The following is a 26,899-nucleotide window of genomic DNA, read 5'->3' on the forward strand; positions in this document are numbered from 1 at the left end:
TTCCGGGGGGATTCTTTCCCCCCGATTTTCTTCAGTCGTACACCGGTTCTCTTTTTGCGCGTTTCATCATTACGCCAATAAAGTCGATTTTAGCCCGCCAAGCTTGAACAAACTGATTAGATCTTTTAGGTCGCGTTGCTGGGGAATAGGCAGGGCACGCCGCAGCTTAGCCAATTTCTGCGTCAACGCCGGCTCTACTTGCCCACGTTTGGGACTCTTTATCGTTACCATGAGGGGTATTAAGAACGTCGAATAAAGGCAGGCGCGCCCCGCTAGATACTTTGCGCTCAGGCGCTGGAAATCAGCCAAATGAAAGGCTGCCCTTAAAGAATTGAGATAGTCGATTGTGAAGAGTTCGGGTTGTCGCTCCCGGTGCTGGTACGCAAAATGTTGCATGGACTTTTCCGAATTCAAATGTCCGAAATCGGACAGATAAATACCGCCATCCGGTTTTACGATGCGGGCAACTTCTGAAAACGTGGATTCCAGATCATGGACCGTTGGTAAATGATGCAGGGATAGCGTGGAAAATACCGTACCTATGCTTTTGTCATGGAACTGACTCAAATCGGTAATATCACCAATTTTTAGATCAACATTCTTTAGGCCAAGCTCTTTAATATGGTCCTTAGCCTCCTTAAGCATTCCCTCTGACAGATCGATACCGATAAATTGCGAATTCGGATTCATCTGAGCCACCATGCCCAACTGGGTAGCTGGGCCACACGCTAGATCCAAAACTGTCTCACCGGGGCAAATGACTTCACAGATGTGAGCGCAATGAAAAAGATAGGTTGGGGCAACAATCGCAGCCTCGCGTCCAGCGCGTACGAAGGCACTTACCTTGTCAGGGTCATCCATTACCAGATCCGGTTCGGGAATACGCGAACTCGATTCCCCGGTAGTGAGTTCACGTATTAGCGTGCCAACGATTCCGGCAGTAGACATAAAGTCTCCATGATCAAAAATAATAAAAATTAATAAATATCGTGCGTAACATTAATGCTGAGAGGATTATTTTCCTCCTCCAACCATCTTGGCGCAGCAAAGTCACCTGCTATCGCCGCCGGCGCCACGTTGGCTTCGAATACCGCTGAGTGCGTCCTCTCGCTTTTTTTGCCATTTTCTGCTCCGTATCAAAGCCCCGCAGCCACTTATAGACTTGTTCAAATTCCCGGCGCGACTTCTATCAGTTTCTATCAATGCATGGGCTTTCATCAATGCGCTATCGCGGTTTTCGCGCACTTCCATTTCCATCAATTCAAACTCGTTTGCATCTGCTTACCCTTCGTTGTCTCGTCTCCAATTCTGATTCATTCCCGTCTAATCAGTTCAGTTGTGCAGAGATCCTTACTCTATTTCGTACCAATCAATATGCCATGATTAAGCGGTAACTCATCATATTTTTGAATTTTTAAGAAACCCGCTGCTTTAAGCCAAGCTTCATAATTGGCCCACGAATAAAGCATGCCCTCACCAGTGGCAATCGCTTGGAAATAGGGTGAGCCAAGGGCAGTGCTTATTGGGCCGCTATCATCATCATTTCCCATCATGTTAAAAATTATAATACTTCCCCCTTCTGGCAAGGCTTCGTAAGCCTTTTTTAATAATCGCAAATTAGTTTCAGGTGACCAGATAGTAAGTATGTGAGAATATAAAATCGCATCAATATTCTTTGGAAAAGGATCACTAAGAAAATTACCTGTGTAGGTTTTTATGCGTTCCAACAGACCTTCTTTTTCTACTTGTTGCATTGCAATTTTGCATACTGAATCAGAATCGAAGATGCTGACATTCATATCAGGATAGTTGTTACAAAGAAAAATTGCATTTGTCCCATCGCCACCACCGGCATCAACCAAGTGGTGTATATTTTTCAGCGCCTCTAAATCGCATAAACAGAAATTGGCTTGGTGTGACAAAGCGCTCATCGCCTTCTGAAAAACTTCTTCTTTAAAAGGATCATTGACAAGACGTTCATAAAGGGTGTTGCCCTTTCCAGGGAAACGCCTTAGACCGATATTGTCGTTTTTCCTAAGCGAGTCTACAAAATCTACAAGTCCTTCGTAAACAATATAACGCTGCCAACCCAAAACAGGTGCAAATGAATCTGGTTTATTGGTGACGAGCATTTGTTCAGTCAATCGCGCATTGGTATATTGGTTATTTTTTTTCTTAATGACTTTCAAAGCTGTTAAGCCCGTCAGTAATATTCGAGTAGGCTGCGGCTGCAAATTAAGATGATTGGCAATATCATCAAATGAACTTTGTAATTCTTTGGATAAAAAGTCGTAAAGTCCAAGTTCAACACCTGCCCACAGTAGCTGAAAAGCGGTATGTCCTGTAGAAATTAGAAAAAATGAATCGAGATCTAGTTCATCTGAAGGTTTAGGAGACATTTGTAGATTCCTTTTTAAGGATGTGATTGGGCGAGGTGCTTCCGCTGGACAACATCCATTAATAAACATATCCGATCCATGCTCTAAGCGACCAGTTGATACGGATTCCATTAGCAGGATTTCCCAACGCATAGCAGCCAAGGGACTTGAGTTTATCTATTATATGACCGGTGACCACAAATGCCATCGCAAGCTTCTTCGCAAAGGAGGACTAAACTTGTTAAATATTGGTGACATTTAATCACGGGACACGTTATCGGTTTAAGATGAATGTCATAGAAACTTACTATAGTCAAGTCTGGCAAGATGATTATACCAAAGGGATATTTCTTGTTTTCTTCATTACAAAGGCTTCCCCATCAAGTAGATAGTTCTTTTCTTGTTAGGTCATATTATTGTAAGAAGCATTGCGGGGTGCTCGTTCCGGCTGGTAACGCCCTGGCGCAATAATTTCCTGAGGATCGAGAGCCATTTTTATGGCTCTAGTAGTACTCCAAAAGTTGTCGGAACCTTGGTCAAGGTCCGCCATGGATTGGATACCCACGCGATAAGGAATATAGCCGGCTTCCATAACAGATTGGAACAATGCACGATAGCATGCTTGCGCCCGTTCAGTTTCAGCGATTTCCTCCTTGTCATAAGCTATCGTAATCACAGTCCCTAGAGCGCGTTCATTAAACATGCTAAAAGTAATGAAGAGGTCAAACCTGTGTTGTTCGAATATAGGCTCAATGATGGCGTACAGTCGCAGCACGTCTTCCCCCCGCATAGGGATAACCGGAGAAAGCCATAAAAATCCGCAATTGTCCGCAGCCGGATCGGCATTCCTGGGAAAATTTGAGGGTAGACCAGCGCGCCTACGCCAGTAAGCACCCGCGAGAAATCTCCCATTAGGAATGCCTCTGTTCATGTCAAAAAGAGCGTTGCCAACTTGAATCTTGGTTTTTAGACGCGACGCTAGCGCTGAATTGCCCAACATGCGTGCAATCATCGCGCCAAATGCGAGTCTTCGCTGGGTGAGAAAAACAGGTGTAGCTCCTGTGCCCTTGAGTGCATTTCTGAGGATTTTACGCGTAGTGGAAACCTGCCGTGGTGTGCCATAGAGCGCGCCGGATACGGTCCAAGCTCCCACTCCTGCTTCGATGCGGAGCGCTTTTCGCAAATCCGCAGGCAGAGGAATATTGCCCCGCGCGGATTCCAGGGGATAGGATCGACCCCCCGAGATCAATCTAAGGTCATTACCGATATGAACATTACTTCGCAGCGTGCCATCCATACGCAATGGACGTAGCGCATCAACGACTGGTTGAATATTTTCATGATTCTCGATAAAACAAAGAAAGTGATTGATGCATTTTGATGCGGGCATTAACCACATTCCTAACCGGGTTATGATACCAAGGTTCGATTGCGTGAACAACCCATCCAGATAAGGACCGACACCGTAGGGAAACAAGTAAGTGGTCTTGGCTTGCGGGTAATGCCCGAAGCCCGTTTGAAGGACTTGTCCATTTGCGAGCACAATTTGCAAGCCAGCCACGGTTTGGAAGCGATTGCCATAAGGAGAATGCCCGAAGCCACGTTCAAGGATATTGCCAACGAGACTGGTATCAGGACCGGCGCCGGTGCAGTCCATCCACAATGGGATCTTGCGGTCCAGTAAATACATCGAAAGTTGCTCCTGAGTAACGCCAGGCTCGATCACAGCAAAAGCCAGGGTCTGGTCGACTTCAATAATTCGATCCATTCGGCCTAGGTCAACAATGACCTGTCCATCCGTAACGGCGCAGGCGTCTCCATAGCCCCAATTCTTTCCCCGACTGATGGGATAAAGAGGGATACAAAAAAAACTCGCAATTTTTACGATCGTGACAACATCTTCGGTAGAGCGAGGGCGTAGAACAGCCAAAGGTTGGGTACCGCATGATGAAGTACTTCGGGCATAAACAGCTAGCGTTTCCGCATCGTTAAGCACGTACTCCACGCCCAGAAGTTCAACCCATTGCTGAATTGCCGTTTCAAGGCGATGCAGGTTGGATACATCGGTATAAGTTGTCATAACTCATGATTACTTTTAATAGCGTTTCTGCCTTGTGCGACTGCGATAAGTACTATTTTAGGTTCACGATCAGACGGTGGTTTTGCTTGAGCCATAGTGGAAAATATTTATTTATTAAGCATACATTATAGATTATTTTGTTTTCTAGAAATAGCACTACCCCGATCAACTGGATATCGCGCCCTTCCTATGCGTGCGGGAGCACATCGGTCAAGCGCGACTGGGCGAAAACAGCCGCCCAGAAAAACCCCATACCCAGCAAGACGCCAGCAAATAACACCTTGCCCGTAATGGTAAAAATGTGGGTCCGGCAGCGCGAAGCAGGAGCGCGAACACCCCGCCAGGCAGGAGCGTCCATGCCCATCGAACATTCGGCAGTTCCGCCTGCTGTTGCAGCAGCCATACTCCAAGGGCAAATGCCAGAATACATGCTCGCATCAGTGATTTTCACGATTAAAATCGTATGATAAGAAGGAATGCTGAACCACTGACAAAGGTAATACCGGGCAAGATCGACCGCGACTTCAAGCTATAACAATAGATGTCGGTTTGTTGAGCGCACGCGTGTCGCGAAAAGACGCGCAGCGGGCGTCTTGTTTTGCTTTAAGCTGGACGGACTTCTGGTCAGGATCGTCTCTTGATGACAAGTTATTATGTTTGCATGGCTCGCCGGTATTTCCGTACACTCATGCCATGGTTCGAAAATTCTTCAAAAAATACCTGCCTTCTCACGAGACCATTCGGCAGAACCGATTTGTCGGACTATTCGGAGAAAAGTTGCATCATCACAACCTGTGGCATCTGCATCGACGTTCAGTTGCAGGTGGCGTCGCAGTTGGATTGTTCACCGGCCTGATTCCCGGCAGCAATCCGATACAATTCTTTTTTGCCGCTTTGTTTGCCATCATTTTCAAGGTTAATCTCCCGGTGGCTGTGGTTACCACGCTCTATTCCAACCCCTTCACTATCCTGCCCATCTATATGGCTGCATATGCCATTGGCGCGTTCTTTACGGGTAACGGTAACGAAAACATGCCTCAAACAGAGCTGCACCTGATGGATAAAAGCATTAGCGAGTGGGCACCGGCACTGATGGACTGGGTGGTCTCGCTCGGAAAGCCTCTACTCCTGGGTATGTTCCTGCTGGCGCTGTTGCTCTCTCTCGCAGGCTACCTCCTGGTGCGCGGAGGATGGCGGCTATACACTATTCATGAATGGCGCAAGCGGGCAAAACGACGTGCGGCTATAAATCGCACCGACCACATGGAATAAATAAATGATGATGAATATTCATCGCCATTCAGGCAGCGATAGCGAGATATTGAAGCGGTACGTGGCCGTGTTATTCGGCTAATATCCCATCCTCCAGGTGCAGCGTCCTGCCCGCCTTCCTGGCCAATTCCGGATCGTGGGTGACAATGACAAGGCTCGCGCCCATGTTGTGATTAAGATCCATCATCAGGTCGAAAACACCCGCCGCGGTGCGCCGGTCGAGATTACCGGTAGGCTCATCCGCAAGAACACAGGCCGGCCGGGTGACCAGCGCGCGCGCCACCGCCGCACGCTGGCGCTCACCACCCGAAAGCGCTCCGGGGGTATGGGAAAGACGATGGCCCAAGCCCACCTGCGCCAAGACTTTCGCCGCATTCTCATATGCTTCAGCATTTCTCATGCGTCGAATGAGCAACGGCATGGCGACATTCTCCAGCGCGCTGAATTCGGGCAGTAAATGATGAAACTGATAAATGAAACCGAGCGATCTATTTCGTAACCGGCATCTTTCTTCTTCATCGATGGCGGCAATTTCCTGCCCCATGATGCGTATGTCGCCTCCCGTGGGCGCGTCCAACCCCCCCAACAGATGTAGCAGTGTACTTTTTCCGGAACCCGACGTGCCGACGATCGCAACTGTTTCTCCCGCTTTCACATTCAGGTCTATTCCCAAAAGTACCGGCACTTCAAGTTTGCCTTGATAATAACTTTTGCGCAGATTGCGGCAGGCAATAATCGTTTTATTCATACCGCAGCGCTTCTGCGGGGTTGACCCTGGAAGCTCGATAGCTCGGATACAGCGTCGCCAGCAATGTCAACACAAACGATACCGCAGCGACGGTTATCACGTCGGCGAAGTGCAGGTCCGACGGAATCTCGCTGATGTAATATACCTCCCGCGAAAGGAATTGCACACTGAACAGGCGCTCGATAGTCGCTATCACCGCCTCTACGTTATAGGCCAGCAGCACGCCGCCGATCACGCCCAATGTCGTGCCGAGGATACCGATCAACGTACCCTGAACAATGAAAACCTTCATTATGCTTCGCGGGCTGGCGCCCAGCGTGCGTAGTATCGCAATATCAGACTGTTTGTCGGTTACGGCCATGACCAGGGTAGAAACGATATTAAAAGCCGCAACCGCGATGATGAGGGCGAGAATAAGCGACAGCATGCGCTTCTCAATCTGGATTGCACGGAAATAATTGGCATGCTGACGGCTCCAATCGGTGATATGAACATCCGCGGAAATCAGTGGTACAAGCTCTCGCGCTACTTGCGGCGCCTGGAACAGATCATCCAGCTTCAGCCGTACACCCGATACCTGATCCTCCTCCATGCGATACAGCTTTTGTGCGTCCGCCAAATGGATCAGTACCAAACCTGAGTCATACTCGAAATGTCCTGCTTCGAAGATACCGACAATTGTGAACTGCTTGAGGCGCGGCAATATGCCTGCCGGCGTGACCTGTCCCTGCGGCGAAATCAGGACAATTTTGTCACCCGTGAATACCCCCAAGGCGCGCGACAATTCCCGGCCGATGACAATACCAAATCTTCCCGGCACAAGATCTTCAAGCTTGCCGTCTATCATCATCCGCCCCAAGTCCGCTACGCGGTCCTCCATGTCGGGAAAAACACCTCTAACCACAACGCCACTTACAATCTGGTCGAACGAAACCATGCCTTGCGCGCTGACATAAGGTGCGGCAGCTTCTACCTCCGGATGCTTAAGTGCCTCATCGGCGACCTTGCGCCAGTCGGTCAACGTGCCGTTGATGCCGCTCACCTGAATGTGGGACGCCACACCAAGGATGCGGGTCCGGACTTCTTTCTGAAAACCATTCATGACCGACATGACGGTAATAAGGGCTGTCATGCCGAGCGTGATACCCATCAGGGAGATCAGGGAAATGAAAGAGATGAAGTGATTTCGGCGTTTGGCGCGGGTGTAGCGCAAACCAATAAAAAGTTCGTACGAAGACACGGATCAACATACCGAAGATGGGGTAACCTGATAGTTTGCCACATTACGGCATGTCTTAATAGATAAACGCATATCGCAGTGATGGTATCGGCAAATTTTTTTACCTGAAATAGCCCTCCAGGGCTTCAACCAGAGTTGGGCTCGGGTATAGTTTTTTTTGCAATGCAGCGCCTAGAATTCGCCTCTCAAGCCCACCACCAGCGATCTCCCCGGCAGGGGCGCGAAATCCTTTAAAAAAGAGGTATGCACGCGCATCTCCTCATTAAGCAAGTTCTTGCCCTGGATGAAGATTTTGATACCGTTTGATTTCGTTTTCTTGATCCGGTACGTTACCTCGACATTCACCAGGGTGTATCCGGGAGTACTGGTTTCAAGCTCCGCGCGGTGGTTTTGACGCATCACTCGCGTCGCGCTTACGTTCGCCGTCAAGGGCCCGCTCCTGTGGTTGAATTCCAGTCCAAACCGGGGTGGGGTGATACGGGGTACGTTGCCTCCATTATTCAGTTTTCCACGCACATAATCTGCAAACAGCCGCAAATCGATAGTGTCGGGTTTCAATGTAAAGATAGCTTCTGCTTCAGCGCCATAAAATCTCGCGCCGGTCTGCGCAAAATTCTGTATCAGAAAATCGCCATTGGGATCCAGCGCCCCGGTATCGTCGGCGCGATCCGCCACCCCATCACCATTGACGTCGGCATTGCGAACAAAAATGTAATTGTCAATCCAGTTATGGAAAACATTGACCTTCCATTTCACTATGCCGGCGGTCTTGCGTAGCGCAAGATCGATATTGTTGGTTGTCTCACTGGACAAGGTGCTGTCACCGGTCTGGAATGTGGCCGTGCCACGGTGAGCCCCGTGCATATACAGTTCCTCGGTAGACGGAGCACGCTGCCCCCGCGTGCCAGTCAGGCCTAAACCATAGCCATCCATGAATTTCCACAAGGTGCCCGCAGAGACGTTATAGAGGTTGAATGCACGCGACGGATTGATATTGTTCTGCGGATCCTGCGTCGCGCGCTCGATCCGGCCGCCGAGTTCCAGCCGCCAACGATCCCAGTTCCGCTCTTCGACCAGGAATAGGCCGGCAGAATTGGATTTTGTAACCGGCACTACGGCTTCCTCGCCCAAGGCGGAAAAATTTCGATCCTGGAATTGGAAACCGAGTGCACCCTGCCACTTTGCTATCGGTGCATGCAAAAGCTCGGCGCGGCTTTCCAACCCCTGGTTTCTAAACCGGGTCGCAATTTCGCCGGTGTTCTCTATTTCATTATGCTTGTAATCGTTGTAGCCTACTCGTACCTTAAGCCGGTCAAAGCCACGCACCGGCTCATTCAGTTCACCCGACATATCATAACGGGTCTGCTTGAGATCGATCTTTGAGCCTTCAGGGCTGGGTATGCCGTATTTGCTCTCCAGGTGCGAGACAGATATACCCAAAAATCCTTTCTCGCCAATGTAAGAACCACCCGCATAACCACTTGCCGAATTGACTGCGCTGTTTTCAACCATTCCCTTTTTACTGTTCGGGTCGCTTTCATCCGCTCGTCCGGGAATGTGATAATCATCGGTTTTGCGCCTGAACCCTCCTACGCTCCAGGATACCTTCCCAACGCTGCCGGATGCGTTTAAAGCGCCGCTACGTTCCACTGTTGCGGTATTGCCGCGAATCTCGACATCACCCTTGAGAGATTTAAACAGTTGACTGGGGATCCGGCCGTTTACAACATTAACCACGCCGCCGGATGCTCCGCTGCCATAGAGCAGTGTAGCCGGACCTCGCAGTATCTCGATTTGGGAGGCGTTGAACGATTCAACCGTTACTGCATGGTCCGGACTGATGGTTGAGAGATCGAGCGTACCGATACCGTTCTCCAGTACTCGAATGCGAGGGCCGTCAAGACCGCGAATGATCGGACGGCCTGCGCCCGGACCGAAGGAAGAGGATGCCACACCCAACTCGCGTGAAAGCGTATCGCCCAGGCTCGCTTCCCGCTTGCGGCGCAAATCGTCACCCTTCAATACTGAAACGGGCTGAGCCATATCGAGCTCACTCCGATTGTCAAAAGGGGTCGCAGTCACAACGACCGGCTGCAATACCTTGTCCTGGCTGTGCTGCTGAGCCTGGGCGCATGCCATGCTGAATATGGCAAGCACTGCCATAGTAACAATTAATCTCGATAATTCCTGCGCACTATGCAGAAGTGCGTCCAAACCACAACTTGAACAGTTCATGCTGACTTTCTGAAAACGGAAACCTGGGATTTCAATCACCCCAGTTACGCCGCGCGCCAATTCGGTTGGCATCGTCGACTGCCGCCAGTCTCGATGAGCAGGAGATGGGCGTGACGTAAATGGATCGGCAAACGTCAAAATGACGAGTACCGTTCGAGATCAACTATTAAAAAGGGGAAAATTAAGCTTGCGGTGGCCCGCGGGTGAAATAAGGGAAAGAGAAACTCTGGAGGATAGGCCTCGATACCAGGTACGGCAGAGGCTGGCGCCTCTTCTGGTCAAAGAAGAAAACGGGCAGGACAACAGCAATACTGAACCCTGTCAGCGCCAGGCAGTCAAGACAGATCTTGTCTCCGTCGACACCATCGTCGGGATCGAGCTTGCGCTCTTCCTGCCCATCATCGGCATAAGTGTTGCCGATGTGATCGGCGTCACCGACGTGAGTAAGGGCATGGGCCGCCTGAAGGACCGGGACGACCGACAACGCCACCACTAAAATCAAAAATAATATCTTACGCAAAATCATCTGATAGCATTACGCCAATACCTGCCGCGCTGGATATTCAGACTGATGCTTGATGCACAGAAGAAAATCCCGTCATGCGCACTCGGCACATAATCCTTTGACCCTTAATTCAATTTCCCGGGATTGATAACCAGCGGGCAATGGAGAATCATACTCGGCCTTCATATCATCAAGACAAACCACCCTGGTACAGCGCATGCATTCAAAATGCGCATGCTGGTGATAGGTTGTTGGACTATTTGCACGAAAATGCCATATTCGGTCGTCGCCCACCACTTTATGCACGAAACATTTTTCGTTCAACCATTCGAGTACGCGATAGAGCGTCACCCGGTTCAGTCTGGGCTTGTCAGATAAACGCTTTTCAATTTCGTGATGCGTGACAGCCCGTTGTTCCGCAAGCAGAATGGCGAGAACCTGGATTCTGCCAGTTGTCACGCGTTCTCCGCAACGGCGGATCATCTCTTCTGCTTGTTTCTGCGGGTTAAACATAACGTTAGTATTGCAACATAGTTGCATTTAATATAACTGAATAATTGTGTACGCGCAATCACCGTTTGGTGATACTGTCAAAGATGAAATGCATCGTTTGATAAACTGGCGTCTGCGGCTCCCCGAACTCACTAATATCCATGTAAATGATCAAATCAGGTCGTATTTTTTGGTTTTACTTTATCCTGGTGCTCGCCAGCATTATCGTCGGACTAGCGTCTGCTTCCGCAGGCGCAACCTATATAGCCAATCCGGATAATTATCTCGCCAGATTGAAAATACTGGAACCAGGCACTTACTTGCGGTTGCTGCCGGGAGAATATAAGAACGGTCTGCCGATACACTATCTACGCGGCACCGCACAAGCACCGATTACGATTTCGGGGCCGGAAAGAGGCCCGCGCGCGGTTTTTGTGGCGCGACCTGGGCATAACACGATCAGCATCATCAATTCGAGCTACATCTCTATTCGTAATCTGGATCTCGATGGCCGCCGCCTGCCGGTTGATGGCGTGAAATGCGAAGGGCATGCGGACTGGGCACACCACATTACCCTTGAGGGGTTACGCGTGCTCGGCCACGGCAATAATCAGCAAACGGTAGGTATTTCCACCAAATGCCCGGCCTGGGGCTGGATAATTCGCAACAATGTGATCGAGGGCGCCGGGACCGGCCTCTATCTCGGAAACTCGGATGGACGCGCGCCATTCATTGCCGGGTTGATCGAGCACAATCTGGTAATTGATACGCTCGGTTATAACTTGCAGATCAAACATCAGCAATCTCGCCCAATATTGCCGGAGATACCGAATGGACGCAACGCAACGATCATTCGCCACAATGTCTTCAGCAAGGCGAAGGGAGGATCGTCCCAGAAGATGGCGAGGCCCAATGTACTGATTGGGCACTGGCCGCTTATGGGATCGGGTGCAGATGATCGTTATCTCGTCTATGGCAATTTTTTCTATCAGAATCCGCATGAATCGCTGTTCCAGGGGGAAGGCAATATCGCGTTGTACAATAATTTGTTCGTAAATCATTTTGGCGATGCGATACGGATTCAACCGCATAACGATACGGCACGCGTAATAAGTGTGTTCTACAATACGGTGATAGCCAACGGGTCGGGCATAACACTTTCACGACGCGAGCACGATCCAGCCTATCCACAACTCGTCACTGCCAATATGGTGTTCGCCAGCTCACGAATACACGATGCTTTCCTGGAAGGGAATCTAACTGGCGAACTCAACGAGGCCTCGGATTTTCTTACTCGGCCGTTTGCGCCTTTAGGCGAAATGAACTTGGCACCGGCAGACGGCAACGTACGGAAGCATGCGGAAGGCAATGTGCGTTTCGATATATATCCGGATGCCGGCCTGGATTTCGATGGCGATTTACGTGGCAAAGACGGGATAGGCGCTTATGCGCTTGGCAAAGCCAAGCCCCGCTGGGCCCCAATGCTGGAAATCAAGCCAGCGCCCCTTAAGCAATAATGGAGTGTCATCCGTTGCGCTCAGTTTAATTTTATCCCGCTATCGCTAGGAAAAATGCGCGTTCTGTCCGTTATCGTCGTATTGATTGCCTATGGATCGCTATATCCCGGCGATATTTCCGAACCTGGCGCGGGTGCTGTAAAGCAATTCCTTACCGATTGGAATTTATTGACTTCCCGGGGGGATATGCTGGGTAATGTTGCACTGTTTTTTCCACTGGGAATGGCAGGAATATTATTTACCCGAAAAAGATCTGATAGCAGGATCGGTGTCGCCACGCTACTCTTTCTGGCGCTGATATATTCCTTCGGCCTGCAGTTAGCTCAGGTTTGGCTTCCGTCTCGCTCCGCAGCGCTGGCGGATGTGGCATGGAATATGGTAGGTACGGCAGCAGGCATAGCGACAGCACATCTGATAGCAACGCGTTCATCTGCGAGGGGACAGCCACTGGATGTCCCCTCGCTCGTACCTCTGGTGGTATTGGTACTATGGCTGCTCACCGAATTGTTGCCGCTGGTGCCATCGCTGGACATACAAAAATTCAAGGATGCACTAAAGCCGCTTTTCCTCGTATTCAGCTTTTCTTTCCCGGCAACCACGATGCATGCAGCCGGTATAGTTGTCGCAGGCAATGCTTTCACGGCATTGGGGCAACGGGCGGCCTGGTGGCTGGGGGCCTCGATCCTGCTGCTCTGGGCCGGTAAAGTCGTTATCGTGAATTTGACACTGGACGCATCGCTTCTCCTGGGGACCCTGGCAGGTTATGGCGGATATTTGATCGCGTTGCGCGCCGGGCTCAAAATGCCGTTTGAAGTGGCATTCTGGCTGCTGCTGGCAGCGTGGAACATCAACGCGCTAACACCTTTTTCTCCCGCTCCGGGCGGAACCTTCAATGGCATTCCTTTTGCCACGATGCTCGGGGGTTCAATGGAAGTAAATGTTCGAGTGCTGGTCCAGTCATTATTTACATATACAGCCATGCTATGGCTCATACAGAAAATGGGGGTCAGCATCAAGGGAGCAGCGTTTGGTCTGGCCATATGGTCAAGCTTGCTTGAGTTGATACAGATGGGGTTGCTTGGTCGCACAGCGGATGTGACAGAGCCAATTCTGCTATTGGGCATTGGCTGGGCGCTATCCGCTGCACAAGGTTCGATCCCGCAACCACATCCACAACCAAGTGGTGCCAGGGACGCTGTGCATGCCGGAAAACAGCATGGCGCAACACTCACAAGCTCGCGCGATGCCTGGTGGATGTTGCAGGGGTTTATTCTGTTATGTTTCGCGGGCTCGATCTGGGGCGTGCTGCGCATGCCGGGCATACCGTATAATCTGCGTGAAATGTTCCTTGGCGATGCTCACTTTTTTTTCTTGCTCGTGTTTGCGGGCGCATTGTTATGGGTGGGCGCCGGCGCAGTATGGGCCAGCAGAAAAATCGGGACCAGCAACCTGCCCTTCCTCAGCTTTCCGATTTGGGCACTTTTAGTGAGTCTCATTAGCCTGATGCTGCTAGCTACGAGTGTTACTCAGGAAAGTATCGATGATATTGTGGGATCCAATAACTTATATTGGTTCGTCGTCAACTGGGACATTTGGGGTAGCGGTTGGCGGGAATTCTTTCTCTTGGCAGGCCCGGATGTGATTGGGTTACTCGAACGGTTGGGACGCTATACTGCGCTGTATGGCCCGCTGTTAATTTTTTTGGTGCTAATTTTTGTTTCCTTTGATCTGCACGAGCATGGGTCACTGCGTGTGCCTCATGCTATTTTACTGATCGCAAGTGCTCTGCCATGGCTATGGCTGGCTAAATCTGTCACTTTTGACTGGTCTTCCACGGATAATCTGAATGAGCTCATAATGCGTGACGGTCCAATGGGGTGGGGAGGCGGCGGTTACCTTTATGCTCTGCTTGGGCTGGTTTGCTTTAACGCGGTATCACTAGGGCGTGGAATGTGCAGTTTTCAGCATCTCCCCATAGTGATTATTGGTTCCATTGCTGGGCTGCCAGTGGGATGGTGGCTGCTGAGCATGGGTTTGGAGCCGAACGTGGAGAAATACGGATTTACATTCTCTGGCATACAATTCTTGCTCGGACCGGATCGTGAGCATTTACTGTCAAATCTGGAATTGTTCGTGCGCTGGTGCGCAGTTCAGCTTGGATTCATAATCGTAGTGGCGCTCGGAATTCGCATTGGTATGCTAAATCCCTACCAGACCCGGAATGCTTCAATTGCTGATGCTTCGCAACACAGGCCTTATTAATAAGGCCTGTGATCGTTCAATATTTACCCGGTCTAATGGGTTGGACTGTTATCTGACAGCATTAGCAACAACTTCATTAGCAACAACTTCAATACATCATGATGGGAAAATATTATATTCATAGAAAGCGGACAATGTAATGCGGCAATTTCTTGCCCCAATCAATCGGCGCTTCGGAACCTATCGTGGTCTTATTCGTCTTGGACTCGCTCATGCCGAGCACAGGAGCGGGCGGTTACGCCCTTTTATGCGCCATGATCTGGGTCATGTGAACCGCTTGGTGTTCGTCTGCCAGGGAAATATATGCCGCAGTTCGTTTGCGGATCACCTGGCGCGCTCACTCGGCATTCCCAGCGTATCCTTCGGTCTGGCTACAACAACGGGTATGCGTGCCGATCCCACAGCGATGAAGACCTCCCTTCAGTTTGGTGTAAATCTGAAGTCGCACCAGGTTACCGATATCGGTAATTTTCAATTCCATGCGGGCGATTTATTACTGGCGATGGAAATCAGGCAAGCACGCAAGCTAATTTCCTTATCGCTTCCTGATGAAGTACACGTCGGTCTGCTGGGAAGTTGGAGTAAACCGCGACGTCTCCACATACATGATCCTTTTTCACTTTCCGATGACTACTTCGTTACCTGTTTCCAGGTAATCGAGACGGCTGTGAAACAGTTGTGTGCTGAATATGCGGCGGCAAAGGGTATGGAGATCAAAGTTGACGTCTAACCACACTGCGCACGCGCGAAACCAAGGAGAGAGCAATATCCACGAAGAATGGCATGGGATCCCTGAATGAGAATACATAATAACGAACCCCAGGACGCAAAAACTCCAGGATAAAGCGTCCGAGCTCCCGCCAACGTCCAAAATGCAACGAACGGTCTTGAATCAGATGCGGTTGAAATAGTATTCGTAATAACCGCTTGGTTTCCGGAATCATAAAACGGCAACGCAAATCATCACGTGATTTTGGAATACCAGGATGTTCGTCGTTACCGTGCACCGCGTAAGTCAGCCAGCCGAATGCGGCGCCACAGTGGTAAGCCAACGGTAAACTCCCCCAGAAACGTCCGTTTATTTCCATTAGCGCGGCTTGACCCGTGAGAGGATCGAAACGATACTCAACCATTCCCACCCCTTCCCAGCCAATGGATCTGAGGAGGGCAATCGATTTCTCCATCAGCACCCGGTGTTCGGTAAGCGGCACTGCTTCGCAGGTAGAAGAAAAGCCTCCTTCCGGCGGCCATTCGGAAACGCGGCGATGCTGGAATGTGAGCAGAGCATTACCTTTATGCATAAATACGAACTGACCTAATCCGTAGCCTGGGCAATATTCCTGAACTAACGGAAACTCGCCAATTGCTATGTATGGCGTGAGCACCGCATGAAGATCCGCGGGGTTATGGCAATAGATCATCTTCTCCAGTTTGAGCCCGGCTGCACTCAATTTTGCGGCGACCGCGTTTGGATCGCGCCACTTCAGGACAACCGGAAAATACAAGCGCGGCATTATCGTATCCCAATCATCCATACTGCGAAGCTTGAAAGATTTGGGCACCTGGATGCCCAACGGCTCAGCCATGACGTAGGTCTTTGTTTTGTCGAGCACCCATGCCATATTCTCTGCCGTCGGTATCAGAAGACGTATTTCTCCAAATAGCGAGCGGTGGTTATTCAACAGCGCAATATCGCCTTCCGAAATTGCCATCACATGGCAGGGTTTAAGTGCATGAGCAAGCGCCACAACCTGGCGCGCCACGCCTTCGCGTGAAGACTTGCGAAAATGGGCTTGCGTCAGGTAACGGGAGTACAGCCCAAGCGCTGCACGGTCATGGGCGATACCGTGTACCTCGACACCGTGTTGCGCGAGCTCGCGCACAATCGCAAGGCCAATCGGAGTATCGATGCCAAGTAGCAGCACACGCGACTGGGCCTTCATTATGTGAAAGATCCCATAATAAAAGAATGCGTCATCATTCAATGCATCAGGCGGGCAGCGCTTTCAGAATCAGCGGCAGGATTCGTCGCTGCCACACCGGGCTGCGCTCAATGCTGGCGATGCGTGCCTGGATCCACTTGCGTAGTGGAAAGCGCTGTTTCTCCAGGATTGTCCCGATAACGATAATACTCATACAAGTTGTTGCCATGATCGCCAAATAGAATGCATAGCCTTGTGATGGCCAGTTTATAAGGGATGCCGAAAACAACAATAACGGTTGATGCAGGATATACAATGAAAACGTGAAATCTGAAATCCGGCGAATTGTTCCCGAACCTTTCAACATCGAACTGGATACCCGATCCGCGATGCGGCGCGCGCCAATAAAGTTGATGAACATGATTGCACCAAGCAGATAATCGCCGATAAAAAACTTCGAGAAGGCAAGTTGTTTATGCCAATGGTCGCCCATAGCTTGCAATAGCCAACGCGACAGAACTTCGGTGAGCTGAAAGTGACTGTACAAGCCAAATAAAATCACCGACAGCAAGAAAAATGCCCAGCCCACCCATATCGGGAGAAGATATGGCGCCTTCCACCGGTAAATAACCACCCCGATAACCCACAACGGTAGCAATAACAAAATCTTGGGACCGACAAAGATACACACGGCAGCGATGAGGACCGTTCGCCGACGTCCATTGAGATGTACATATAGCGAAAACAAAACGTAGTACCACATTTCATAACAAAGCGACCAATAGGGAACATTCGAGAAAGACATGATGGACACCCACGCTTCGTTTGTGAATAGCCAACTCGAAACCAGCCTGATGTACCAATAATCGTGGGTGGTCGCTCCCTCATAAAATCGAGGCGCCAAACGCTCTCCGATGGTATCAAGAATAATTGTAAGCAGAATTGCCGGGATCGCCAGCGAATAAATCCGTGCCAAGCGGCTCGCCCAATAAGCGATTGGTGCGCGTTCCTTGGTATCGGATACGTATGCAATTACATAACCGGAGAGTACAAAAAAAACGATTACTGCCTCGTGACCGTAACTTGAGAAGGGAATCCACTCTTTCGTGAATAGGGGATTCCGAGAATGATAGATGACGACCAGGCAAGCGGCCATGAAGCGCATCACATCCAGATAAGTAGAGAAAGCCGCGGTCATGATCAACAGATAACAGGTCAGGGAAAGGACTTTAAAATCTGCATGAGCGGCAGATGCCAAAGGATCGGGACGGGCATGAATATCTCGTGCGTGCGTAACACCGGTAGCCGGTACACCTTTCACCCATCCGAAAATACGACTTATTGCCAAGCTGAAGCTGCATAGGTCCCTGTTGATGACGCCATACCTGCTTCAACGAAGCCCCCGCCGCACACCTTGTTCCAGCATCCTAAGTCCGGTTTTCCAGATCGGCGAGGTAAGCGGCGCCGGCTGCGAAAACACCGTAGTAGGGGTCAAATCATTAAACCCGCGGACATTAAAGCAATCCCGATGGCGATCCAGAAATGAGCAGAGCTTGCGAAAGCGGGCTACTACGATATCATCCGGCCGGCTCATACTACTATTAAGCAACTCGAAGTTATGGGAGAGGATAACAAAAGCCTTCCGTCCGGCTTCCAGTGCTTGCCAGAGCAAGCCCTCCATCTCCCGATAGGAACATGCGGTCACCTGCACATGCCGCAGTGAATGCATACCCCCATCAAAAACCGTCATGGGATACTCGAAAACCCCTTCACACTCAACCGGCTCGACAAGCGTAACATCTGGCTTAACCCCGCTATCCAGCCCCAACATGCTGGCGTTGTAGCTGCTATCGAAAGCAATGCGATTTGCGGCAAGGGCACGAAGCGAATCCCTGTTGAAGCCGAAGCCCCCCGCGCGAAACGCGTTAACGCACTGCCCACCAGTCGATTCAATTAACTTCGCGCCTGCATGAATCAAAATTGTCTGTTCTTTTAAAGAAAAATATCGCAGGAACTGCTTTTTGCCCGTTATATTGTCGAGCAAGGGCTCGCTGGACTCGTCAACCCATTCAGTATGCAGGTGAAGCTGTATTTCATGACCTCGTTCCCGAACAAGGCCGACAACTTCGGCTAATGGGTCCAGGCCAAAGCGGGTCGAGAAAAGGGGCTCAACAAAAAATACGCCGGTCAGACCATGTTCCTGTAACTGATGCAGTTGATGCGGTAAACCGTAATTACCCCTTGGCGTAGGCCCGTAAATATATCGCTGAAAGGCGGCGGGGAATTTGGCATCAATGTCGTCCCAACCATCACACCAAACTTCTACGTCAACGGTGAGAAATACGTCCATCATCTTGTCGCACCTTCCAGGATTTTTGCTCCGCCAGCAGGAGAAACGCGGCCATTAGCGCTAACGGCTCAACGAAATGATCAGATCGCCTTACGTCAGAAATAAATGAGAGGCCGGCGATGCTATTTTCCACGTAATCACATGATCCAGGGATTGTGGAATTTGCCGAGCTTCTGCCATGGAACGTCATACCACCCTGAGGTCATTCTTAGGCACGCCGGGGTTGCTCTGTATCGAGCACATTACGCAAAAACGATTCGAACATCAGCAGTGACCAGAGCGAAGCACTATAATCGCGCCGTCCCGATTGATGCTGCTCAAGCATTTCCTTTAGAAACGCCTTATTGAAGAACCCCGTGTCGGCCAAAGTCGGGCCCATTAATGCATCGTTTAGTCTTTGGCGTAGCGGGCCGCGAAACCAGCTTGCCAGCGGTACCGAAAATCCCATTTTGTCCCTGTAAAGGATGTCATCGGAAAGGTAGGGTTCCAGCGCTTTCTTGAACACGTATTTGCCTTCCTGGCCGCGCAGCTTAAGCGAGACTGGAAGGCCGGATATCCACTCGACCAGCTTATGATCCAGCAGCGGGACGCGTACTTCCAGCGCATGCGCCATGCTCGCCCGATCCACCTTGGTAAGGATATCGCCAACGAGGTAAGTCTTCATATCCAGGTATTGCACAAGGGAAAGGGGATCCTGTACAGGGCATTTTCCCGCATGCGTGCGTAGCACTTCCACTGCATCATATCCCTGGAGATTGCGTTTGAAAGAAGCACTGAACAGGCGTTGGCGCATTCGATCCTTCATGATGGAAACACCGTGGAAGTATCCTTCGACGGAGTCGCGGGCGAGCGCTTCAAATGTGGATTTTGCACGTAAAACCTTGGGTGCCCAATCAGCTTTGGGGTAGGCATTTCCCAGCAGGCCGAACAAGGGTTTACGAAATCCGAGCGGCAACATGGATCTCATCCGTTCCTCATAAAGGTGCCAACGGTAGCGGCGATAGCCGGCAAGATTTTCATCGCCGCCGTCTCCTGACAACGCAACTGTGACACGTTTTCTGGCCAGCTCGCAAACCCGATAGGTAGGCATTGCCGAACTGTCGGCGAATGGCTCGTCATACAGAGAGGCCAGCTTGTCTATAAGGTCGAAATCGTCTGCGTCTACCTGCTCTGTATTATGCTGAGTGTGGTAACGATCGGCCACTTTTTGCGCATATTGGGATTCATTGAATGCGGGGTCGCCAAAGGAGATGGAGCACGTATTAACCGGTTCTTCGCTCAGGTTGGCCATCATCGCCACCACCGCGCTGGAGTCGACGCCACCCGACAGGAAAGCGCCCAGAGGAACTTCAGTCATAAGGTGGATCTTTACTGATTCACGCAACCGGACAATAAGCTCTTCCTGCGCCTCTTGCACATCGGTACATCCATTCGGAGTGAACGGTATCTCCCAGTACTGGCTCGGGCGCAGCGTGCTCTGGCCTCGATGAAGCTTCAGTGTATGAGCTGGCGGCAGTTTAAGACTTTGCGTGAATATGGTTTTTGGTTCAGGAACATAACCATAAGCAAAATAATCTTCGATGGCGTGGGGATCCATGTCCCGGCGAAAATCCGGGTGCGCAAGCAGAGCCTTTAGCTCGGAAGCGAAAAGGAATGTGCCATCGTTCAGCAGACTATAATAGAGCGGCTTGATACCAAGCCGGTCGCGCGCAAGAAACAGCACCTCGCGATTACGATCCCACAAACCGAAGGCAAACATGCCGCGAAACCGATCTACGCAACGTTCACCCCACTCTTCCCAGGCATGGACAATGACTTCCGTATCACAATGGGTGCGAAAATCATGTCCCAGAACGGCAAGTTCCTTGGCGAGTTCCTGAAAATTATAGATTTCACCGTTGAAAACGACGACAACGGAACCGTCTTCGTTAAAAAGCGGCTGCTGTCCGCTGGAAACATCCATTATTGAAAGGCGGCGGTGGCCAAGACCTATCCCTGCCTCTGTATATAGTTGCCCTTCATCCGGCCCACGGTGAACCTGCGTCTGATTCATGCGCCCGAGCAATTGCCGGTCGATTTCTCTCTGGCCTCGTGTATCAAACAGTCCGACGATTCCACACATGCTTTTTCCTTAATCCGAGCGCAGGCGTAATGCCTCGTCATAGACCCGCAGATAGCCCTGGGTCATGGCATCCATGCTGAAGCTTGTCTCAATTTGTTGCCGGGCTGCTTTGCCGTGATTGGCAATCAAATCCGGGTTTCGATAGTATTTTAATATCGCTTCCATCATAGCGGCCGGCTCATCTGGCGAAATGAGCATCCCTGTAACACCCTCCCTCACAAGCTCCACATTGCCACCAACGCGAGTTGCTACCGTCGGCAAGCCGGTGGACATGGCTTCCAATATCGTATTCGAAATGCCCTCGCCCAAAGAAGGCAGCACAAACAGGTCCATCGCCCGCATCAACTCCGGAATGTCGGCTCGTTCGCCTGGAAGCCAGGCGAGGGTTTCTGCTCCGGCTTCGCGCAACATCCCGATGCATTCCGACCGCGAATTTCCGTCACCCACGATCAGAAGCCGAAGTCTTTCCCGAGCGGCGGGCATTTCTTGCAACAGCATCAGGAAAGCCCGAACCAGACTGGGAAAATTTTTTACGTCGCTCATTCTACCGACACTACCAATGACAAAGGTATTCTCCGTAAAAAATCCTTCCCGCAGCTCCGGGAAATTTTCCGCTCGGGAGTCTTTGCGATTGCGCGGATGAAAACGCAAACTGTCGACTCCATTGTAGATCTGGTTGATGCGATCCGGCGTGGCCCCCACGGTGTTGGCGAGCCAATTCTCCAGATCTCTGCTGACAGCGATGAAATGACTCACAAAAGGTCGAATTACTTTTCTCAGAAGGTTGTATTTACGGTTCTTCCCATACAAATCAAACATATCCCGGCCGTGTTCGCCATGCACTCGTGCCTGCGTGCCCGCGAACGCCGCGATCACCTGGCCCTCCAGCGTGCCGAGATTGCGAGTATGTACAATATCCGGTTTCAATCGCTTGAAGGTTTTGAAGAGATTGATATAAACGCTGAAATCGTTCCCCTCGCGCTTATTCAACGCCACGATTTCCACATTCTCGGTCATAATCCGCTGGCTAAAATCGGAGTAGCCCTTCAAACAAACGATGGCATGTCGGTAACGCTGGGGCGGAATATGATTGATCAGGTTCACAAGCCCGTTTTCCAGGCCCCCGACACCCAAGTGGTAAATTACATGGACAATAAGCGGAGGCTGCTCAGCACCGCCAGCGGATTTTTTCCCATCGCTGCGGCCGCTAGCGACTGTCTGCATTCTGGAGCGCCTCAGTTATAGCAGGCAACATATCGTCGAGAAAACCCTGAAGTACTGGAACCGCTTCCTCTCGAGTATCTTCATAACGGGTAGCGATAATAACCTCAGCCCCATCAGCGCCCCTTTGCAAAAGCTTGTTCCTCGCCAAGATAAATTTAGCCAGGTAGGGATTTGCCGTACTCTCCCCGCGCAGCCAATACCATCGCCATATCAACAGCTGTGTTGAGGAAGATCGCAATTGACTCTGGTTGACGAGTTCGTGCCGGGACCCCAACGCTATGCTGCGCGTTTCCTGCTTGATGTTGTGCCAACCTGGATCAGCTTCCGATACCAGCGTATTTTGGGAGTTGATCAGTTCTGAATCCTGTGTTTGATTACGGTAATAACTGATATAAAGATCTACCGACATTCCGTCTTTCTGATAACTCTGCGACAATTGAGTTACGGCGCCGACGTATTCCGGCCTCCAGTCAGAGGTTCGGCTTGAACTGATCCGCCACTTTCCCGGGATATCCGGAATATCAATTCCTGGCTCTGTGCCAGGGGAAGAAGCGCGCTCCAGGTGCCCGGCATATAGCGGCCAGATGAAGGCCACCGCAAGGACTGCACCGGCGGCGGAAACTGTATTTTTTAGCGGAATTTTCCCGTTGGCATGACGTCCGGTTTCTATTTCTGTAGTGGGCCCGGCACTGTCGTTAGCATATGTATTGTCATCCTCCCGCCAGAAAGAGCCGATCCAGAATAATAACAACATCACGAAACCGAAGAAAACCCAACCGTAGATTAGATGGTCGACCCCTACAGCCAGTTGCATATCGCTCAGATGGCCGGTCATTACAATCATATAAGCGCGGATGCCGTTCGCAACGATGGGGACGATCAGCGAGAGGGCAATGAATATCAGGCGCCGCTTCAGGCTATGATATGTAAGATACGCGTAAAGGGTACCCAATGTAAACGATGCGATCAGGTACCGTATGCCGCTGCATGCCTCCACCACGGACCAATTTCCGCTCGGTATGGAAAAAAAACTGCCCTCGCGGTACACCGGTATGCCGGTCAATTGAAGCGCCTTTACGGTAAAGTCGGCGGTAAAGTCTATGAGTGGCGGGATCAGCGCTTCCCCAAATGGAACCGCAAGCGCGAGATAAGCCAACGGAAAGGCAAGCGCCCAGACCATTCGGCGCCCCAGAATTGCCCAAACTGCGGCTGGAATCATTGCTATCAACAAAAACTGCTTAAATACCTGAACGCTGGCAAGCGTTGCCAGTAGCCAACTGAAACCCAGGCTTGCAAGCACCAGCAGAGCAAGCGGACTTGGCTGGCATAGCGCCTCACTAAGGTGCTTGCGCTGACCCCATATCAGGTAAGCGCTGAAGGGAAAGATCAGGAAGCCATGTGCGAATGTCTCGGATCGCATCCAGATTGAAATCATGGACCCGGTAGTCTCATGATAGCCAGCCAAAATTCCGGTAATGGTCGCGAGCGTCAATAGCGCGGCTGCCTTCAGCTTTTGCTGATCTGGCGCCACTATGGAATCATGCTCAACTTGTTTCGGCGTATGCGCACTCATGCCATTCCATTTCCCGCAGCTCGAATATTGTTTTGCAAGATATGCAAATGGCCCTTGTTAAATTGTCTGCGGCTGGGACAAGAGCGCATCGATTCGCCCCAGATTTTTTTCCCAATTATAATCTGCTAGAACACGAGCCCTGGCGGCGCGGCCAATGGTACAGCTCGGCCCGTTCTGCAGGAGTTTGATAATTCGGTTAATGAAATCACTTTCATCGTTAGCAACTACCATATCCCTATCAGGGCGCGCATTGATCCCCTCTATGGCTTGCGGAGAGGCAACAACCGTTTTTCCCATAGCCATTGCCTCCAGGACTTTATTCTGAATCCCGCGTGCGATACGCAGCGGCGCCACTGCCATGGATGCATGGGCAAGGTAGGGCCTGATGTCGGGCACTGACCCGGTAACGATGATGCCGGGAAGATCGGCTAAAGCCATTACCGCCGCTGATGGACGGGCGCCAACGATATAAAACTCGACCTTGGGCAATTGCAGACGGATAGCGGAAAAAATATTGCTTGCAAACCACCGAACGGCATCAATATTGGCCCAGTAATCCATGGCGCCAGTGAAGACAAGGGTGTCTATACCTGCCAAATAAGGATTAGGGTAGATATTGTGCGGGGAGAAATAATCAGCGTCGACCCCGTTATTAAAGTAGGTAACCTTTGCCGCAACCTCGGGCGCAAGACGTTTAAATAGATCGGCCTCGGTCTCGGAAACGAAGGTCGCACTATCGAAGAGCCTGGCGACCTGCTTTTCATTATCGAGCAGCAATTTCGACTCACGCCGATATATCCAGCTCATCGGCCAGGTAGTGGTCGCCGCATATTGCATCCATTTGTCCGAATCGATATCTACAAAATCCATTACCCGGCGGATATTCATAGCATGGCTGACGTATTGAGCCATGGCTGCCGAGAAAACCAGAATGGTTCCGATAGGCCTTGTTGCAAGCAAATTGCTGACCCATGCCTGCAAGCGCTTATCGTGATAATAGGGCAAGGTGAGTGGCTGCCCCGAAAGCAGACCAGTCAGGCTACGAATTCGTGCTGACCTCGGGTTGAGATCGAGGAAACACGTTTCCCCGCACATATCCCTGACTCTCTCAAGATACTTATGGTCCATCTCATCATCAATAAAAGTGCCGAGATGGATGCGATAGCGCTGGCTGAGATGCTTGAGCAAATGAAAGGACCGAATTTTGTCCCCCTTGTCAGGCGGGTAGGGAAAGCGATGGACAAGATAAAGCAGCTCCTGCACTGATCTAGCCCAGATTCTTTACTATGTAAGGCCCGACGAAATTGGCAACGGAAATGGGGAGTTTCCGCCAAGCCTTGATGAAAAGCTGATATTTGGGATTAAGCGGATTATGATCAGGCATCGCCTCGGACCGGTGTAGCTGGTATTCGTAGTAAAGCGGTTGCGGCTCAAATCCCCAATTCTTCTTGAAATCGAAAGACCCGGTGTTATGTTTACTGCGCCCGAAATCGAAGATTTTATAGCCTCTTTCACAAGCACGCCGCATCAGCTCCCAGTACATAAAGTCGTTGCCGGCCAAATCCCGTGCTTCGCTGGTTCCCCCTCCATAATAAGGCGAGACCTCGTCACGAAAATAAAAACTCATCACGCCGCTGACGGTGTGCCCTTCCTTGATGATGATCATAAGTTCGCAGTCATCCGTGAAAACCTCTTTGAGTATGCGAAAATATTTTTTCGAGAAAACGGGGGTGCCAAGGCGGTGAAGGCTTGCCGAATAGGCTGAAAAAAAACGCTCGATATCCTCATCTACGACACTTTCCAGCCCGGCCTTGATACCCTTGCGCACCATTGCGCGCTGCTTGCGTGGAATTTCCCGCATGTTCTGCTCTATTTCCGGCGAAATTTCCTTTCGAAAGGTCGCATAGAGATCCTTGGTGGGCCAGTCCGAATGCCGCATTTTCAAATTCCGGTATTCCAGATAGTCCACTCGCAGCCGTGAAGCAAGCGCCTGGGCAGCTCGGTCAAGCACTTCCCGGCCGGGCTCGGAAATTGCGGCAATACCGCCGTAGACACAAAATGGCAGGGAGCTCAGGGAATGACCAAAAAGGTGGCTCTTGACCTCTGCCAGCGGCAGCACACCTTGAATTTCGCCCTCTGACTCAGCATAAAGAAACCAGGTTTTATGCCCAAATGCACGCTGAATAACGGCTTGCCAGCCTGCACGATGAAAAAAGGTGGCCTCGGGACAGGCCGATACAAATTTATCCCATTTCTTTTCTTCTTGCGGCTGCAGCAAGTGCACAGACGGCGCTTCAGTCTGAAGGGGGCGGATTTGTTGTTCCTCCCGAAAAGCGTCGACGATGCAACTCATACGTTTAACCCAGGAAAATCCGATCTACGCGATCCCACTCGAAATCGCGGGTGAGGGCTTTGACACGATCTTCCATTCGATGGAGATTATAATAGTGGCGGAAGCGGGTTTTCATACTGATACCCTTCTGGCGCGGCTGCTGATGATCTATCTCCCATGGGTGGAAATAAAAGATCGCGGATTGGTGCTCGATGTGATTCAGTCTCTGCAGGAACCATTTTGAAACCGGATAGGGCCAAAGCCGGAAATAGCCGCCCCCACCTGCGGGGATGTTCCGCTTGAATAAGCGCATCGTGGTGATAGGCAATTCGAGTAATCGGTTATTGCTGCGGGGATAATAGGCGAAACGGGGCGCATCCGGCATGCCGTAGTGGTCGTGTTTGATCGGGTAAATACTTGAACTGTAGCGATAGCCTGCTTCTGCAAGCAGATCCAGCGCCCATTGATTATGGCTGCCGATGGAAAAGCTCGGCGCTCGGTAGCCAAGCACCGCCTGTCCACCGATATCCTCGAGAATGGCTTTGCTTTGAATAGTCGTCCCTGAAATACGTCCGCAAGCCTTACAGATATTAACGTTGAGGGGTATACAAGGTCTGAGGAAATTGCCAGAATTGGCGTTATTTCCC

The 26,899-nt window shown here is 50.8% G+C and carries 22 protein-coding genes; 5 read left to right on the forward strand and 17 right to left on the reverse strand.

All coding sequences use genetic code 11. The features are described from left to right. Positions 1–69: 69 nt before the first annotated feature. The 4 genes from BLS94_RS06620 to BLS94_RS06640 all read right to left on the reverse strand — a co-directional run bounded on the left by BLS94_RS06620 (position 70) and on the right by BLS94_RS06640 (position 4,861). Positions 70–861, reverse strand: a complete 792-nt coding sequence (locus tag BLS94_RS06620) for a class I SAM-dependent methyltransferase (RefSeq protein ID WP_176767810.1) — start codon at positions 859–861, stop codon at positions 70–72. A 494-nt stretch (positions 862–1,355) separates the two neighbouring features. Then, entirely contained in the window at positions 1,356–2,399 is a 1,044-nt protein-coding gene (locus BLS94_RS06630; protein WP_176767811.1) for a methyltransferase, read from the reverse strand. Positions 2,400–2,781: 382 nt separating this feature from the next. After that, entirely contained in the window at positions 2,782–4,458 is a 1,677-nt protein-coding gene (locus BLS94_RS06635) for an FAD-binding oxidoreductase (RefSeq protein ID WP_090958784.1), read from the reverse strand. A gap of 187 nt (positions 4,459–4,645) precedes the next feature. Continuing rightward, positions 4,646–4,861, reverse strand: a complete 216-nt coding sequence (locus BLS94_RS06640; RefSeq protein ID WP_090958787.1) for a hypothetical protein — start codon at positions 4,859–4,861, stop codon at positions 4,646–4,648. A 290-nt stretch (positions 4,862–5,151) separates the two neighbouring features. Here BLS94_RS06640 and BLS94_RS06645 point away from each other — a divergent pair, with 290 nt between their 5' ends. Further along, positions 5,152–5,730 (forward strand): DUF2062 domain-containing protein, encoded by a 579-nt coding sequence (locus tag BLS94_RS06645; RefSeq protein WP_090958791.1) that lies wholly within the window; start codon positions 5,152–5,154, stop codon positions 5,728–5,730. Positions 5,731–5,800: 70 nt separating this feature from the next. Here the strand turns inward: BLS94_RS06645 and lolD are convergent, their stop codons facing one another. The 3 genes from lolD to BLS94_RS06660 form a co-directional block, all read right to left on the reverse strand. Next, entirely contained in the window at positions 5,801–6,478 is a 678-nt protein-coding gene (lolD, locus tag BLS94_RS06650) for a lipoprotein-releasing ABC transporter ATP-binding protein LolD (RefSeq protein ID WP_090958795.1), read from the reverse strand. Continuing rightward, on the reverse strand, positions 6,471–7,718 hold the full coding sequence (locus tag BLS94_RS06655) for a lipoprotein-releasing ABC transporter permease subunit (protein WP_072767779.1): 1,248 nt from the start codon (positions 7,716–7,718) through the stop codon (positions 6,471–6,473). Before BLS94_RS06655 ends, lolD begins: the two co-directional genes overlap by 8 nt. Positions 7,719–7,889: 171 nt before the next feature. Then, positions 7,890–10,025, reverse strand: a complete 2,136-nt coding sequence (locus tag BLS94_RS06660; protein ID WP_256325311.1) for a TonB-dependent receptor — start codon at positions 10,023–10,025, stop codon at positions 7,890–7,892. 115 nt (positions 10,026–10,140) lie between these two features. On the opposite strand from BLS94_RS06660, the gene BLS94_RS14845 reads away from it, so the two are divergent. After that, the gene (locus tag BLS94_RS14845; RefSeq protein WP_176767812.1) at positions 10,141–10,449 is read left to right on the forward strand and encodes a hypothetical protein; all 309 of its coding nucleotides are present in this window, start codon (positions 10,141–10,143) and stop codon (positions 10,447–10,449) included. A gap of 102 nt (positions 10,450–10,551) precedes the next feature. On the opposite strand, the gene BLS94_RS06670 is transcribed toward BLS94_RS14845, so the two are convergent. Continuing rightward, positions 10,552–10,917 carry a Fur family transcriptional regulator gene (locus tag BLS94_RS06670; RefSeq protein WP_256325312.1) on the reverse strand — a complete coding sequence of 122 codons (366 nt, stop codon included), beginning with the start codon at positions 10,915–10,917 and terminating at the stop codon, positions 10,552–10,554. Positions 10,918–11,117: 200 nt separating this feature from the next. Between BLS94_RS06670 and BLS94_RS06675 the strand changes: the two genes are divergently transcribed. The 3 genes from BLS94_RS06675 (at position 11,118) to BLS94_RS06685 (ending at position 15,459) form a co-directional block, all read left to right on the forward strand. Next, the gene (locus BLS94_RS06675) at positions 11,118–12,467 is read left to right on the forward strand and encodes a right-handed parallel beta-helix repeat-containing protein (protein WP_256325313.1); all 1,350 of its coding nucleotides are present in this window, start codon (positions 11,118–11,120) and stop codon (positions 12,465–12,467) included. Positions 12,468–12,521: 54 nt separating this feature from the next. Beyond that, complete coding sequence (locus BLS94_RS06680) at positions 12,522–14,729, forward strand: VanZ family protein (RefSeq protein ID WP_090958803.1); 2,208 nt, start codon at positions 12,522–12,524, stop codon at positions 14,727–14,729. Positions 14,730–14,868: 139 nt separating this feature from the next. Next, positions 14,869–15,459, forward strand: coding sequence for an arsenate reductase/protein-tyrosine-phosphatase family protein (locus BLS94_RS06685; RefSeq protein ID WP_090958806.1), 591 nt, complete (start codon positions 14,869–14,871; stop codon positions 15,457–15,459). On the opposite strand, the gene BLS94_RS06690 is transcribed toward BLS94_RS06685, so the two are convergent. The 9 genes from BLS94_RS06690 to BLS94_RS06730 form a co-directional block, all read right to left on the reverse strand. Continuing rightward, positions 15,443–16,672 (reverse strand): carboxylate--amine ligase, encoded by a 1,230-nt coding sequence (locus BLS94_RS06690; RefSeq protein ID WP_090958809.1) that lies wholly within the window; start codon positions 16,670–16,672, stop codon positions 15,443–15,445. The two genes, BLS94_RS06685 and BLS94_RS06690, sit on opposite strands and share 17 nt — an antisense overlap. A 46-nt stretch (positions 16,673–16,718) precedes the next feature. Further along, positions 16,719–17,999: an acyltransferase family protein gene (locus BLS94_RS06695; RefSeq protein ID WP_090958812.1), complete on the reverse strand. Its 1,281-nt coding sequence runs from the start codon at positions 17,997–17,999 to the stop codon at positions 16,719–16,721. 42 nt (positions 18,000–18,041) lie between these two features. Beyond that, entirely contained in the window at positions 18,042–19,004 is a 963-nt protein-coding gene (locus BLS94_RS06700; RefSeq protein ID WP_090958815.1) for a polysaccharide deacetylase family protein, read from the reverse strand. A gap of 205 nt (positions 19,005–19,209) precedes the next feature. Then, entirely contained in the window at positions 19,210–21,123 is a 1,914-nt protein-coding gene (locus BLS94_RS06705; RefSeq protein WP_090958818.1) for an XrtA/PEP-CTERM system amidotransferase, read from the reverse strand. 9 nt (positions 21,124–21,132) lie between these two features. Then, complete coding sequence (locus BLS94_RS06710; RefSeq protein WP_090958823.1) at positions 21,133–22,347, reverse strand: TIGR03088 family PEP-CTERM/XrtA system glycosyltransferase; 1,215 nt, start codon at positions 22,345–22,347, stop codon at positions 21,133–21,135. Further along, entirely contained in the window at positions 22,331–23,920 is a 1,590-nt protein-coding gene (gene xrtA, locus BLS94_RS06715) for an exosortase A (protein WP_090958826.1), read from the reverse strand. The genes BLS94_RS06710 and xrtA overlap by 17 nt, the downstream gene beginning before the upstream one ends. Positions 23,921–23,977: 57 nt before the next feature. Further along, positions 23,978–25,183 carry a TIGR03087 family PEP-CTERM/XrtA system glycosyltransferase gene (locus BLS94_RS06720; RefSeq protein ID WP_090958830.1) on the reverse strand — a complete coding sequence of 402 codons (1,206 nt, stop codon included), beginning with the start codon at positions 25,181–25,183 and terminating at the stop codon, positions 23,978–23,980. A gap of 4 nt (positions 25,184–25,187) precedes the next feature. Beyond that, entirely contained in the window at positions 25,188–26,273 is a 1,086-nt protein-coding gene (locus BLS94_RS06725; protein ID WP_072767766.1) for a FemAB family XrtA/PEP-CTERM system-associated protein, read from the reverse strand. A 4-nt stretch (positions 26,274–26,277) separates the two neighbouring features. Beyond that, the coding region (locus tag BLS94_RS06730) for an XrtA system polysaccharide deacetylase (protein WP_143021658.1) at positions 26,278–26,899 on the reverse strand (622 nt) is incomplete at its 5' end.

Source organism: Nitrosospira sp. Nsp18 (genome assembly GCF_900103145.1).
Classification (GTDB): Bacteria; Pseudomonadota; Gammaproteobacteria; order Burkholderiales; family Nitrosomonadaceae; genus Nitrosospira.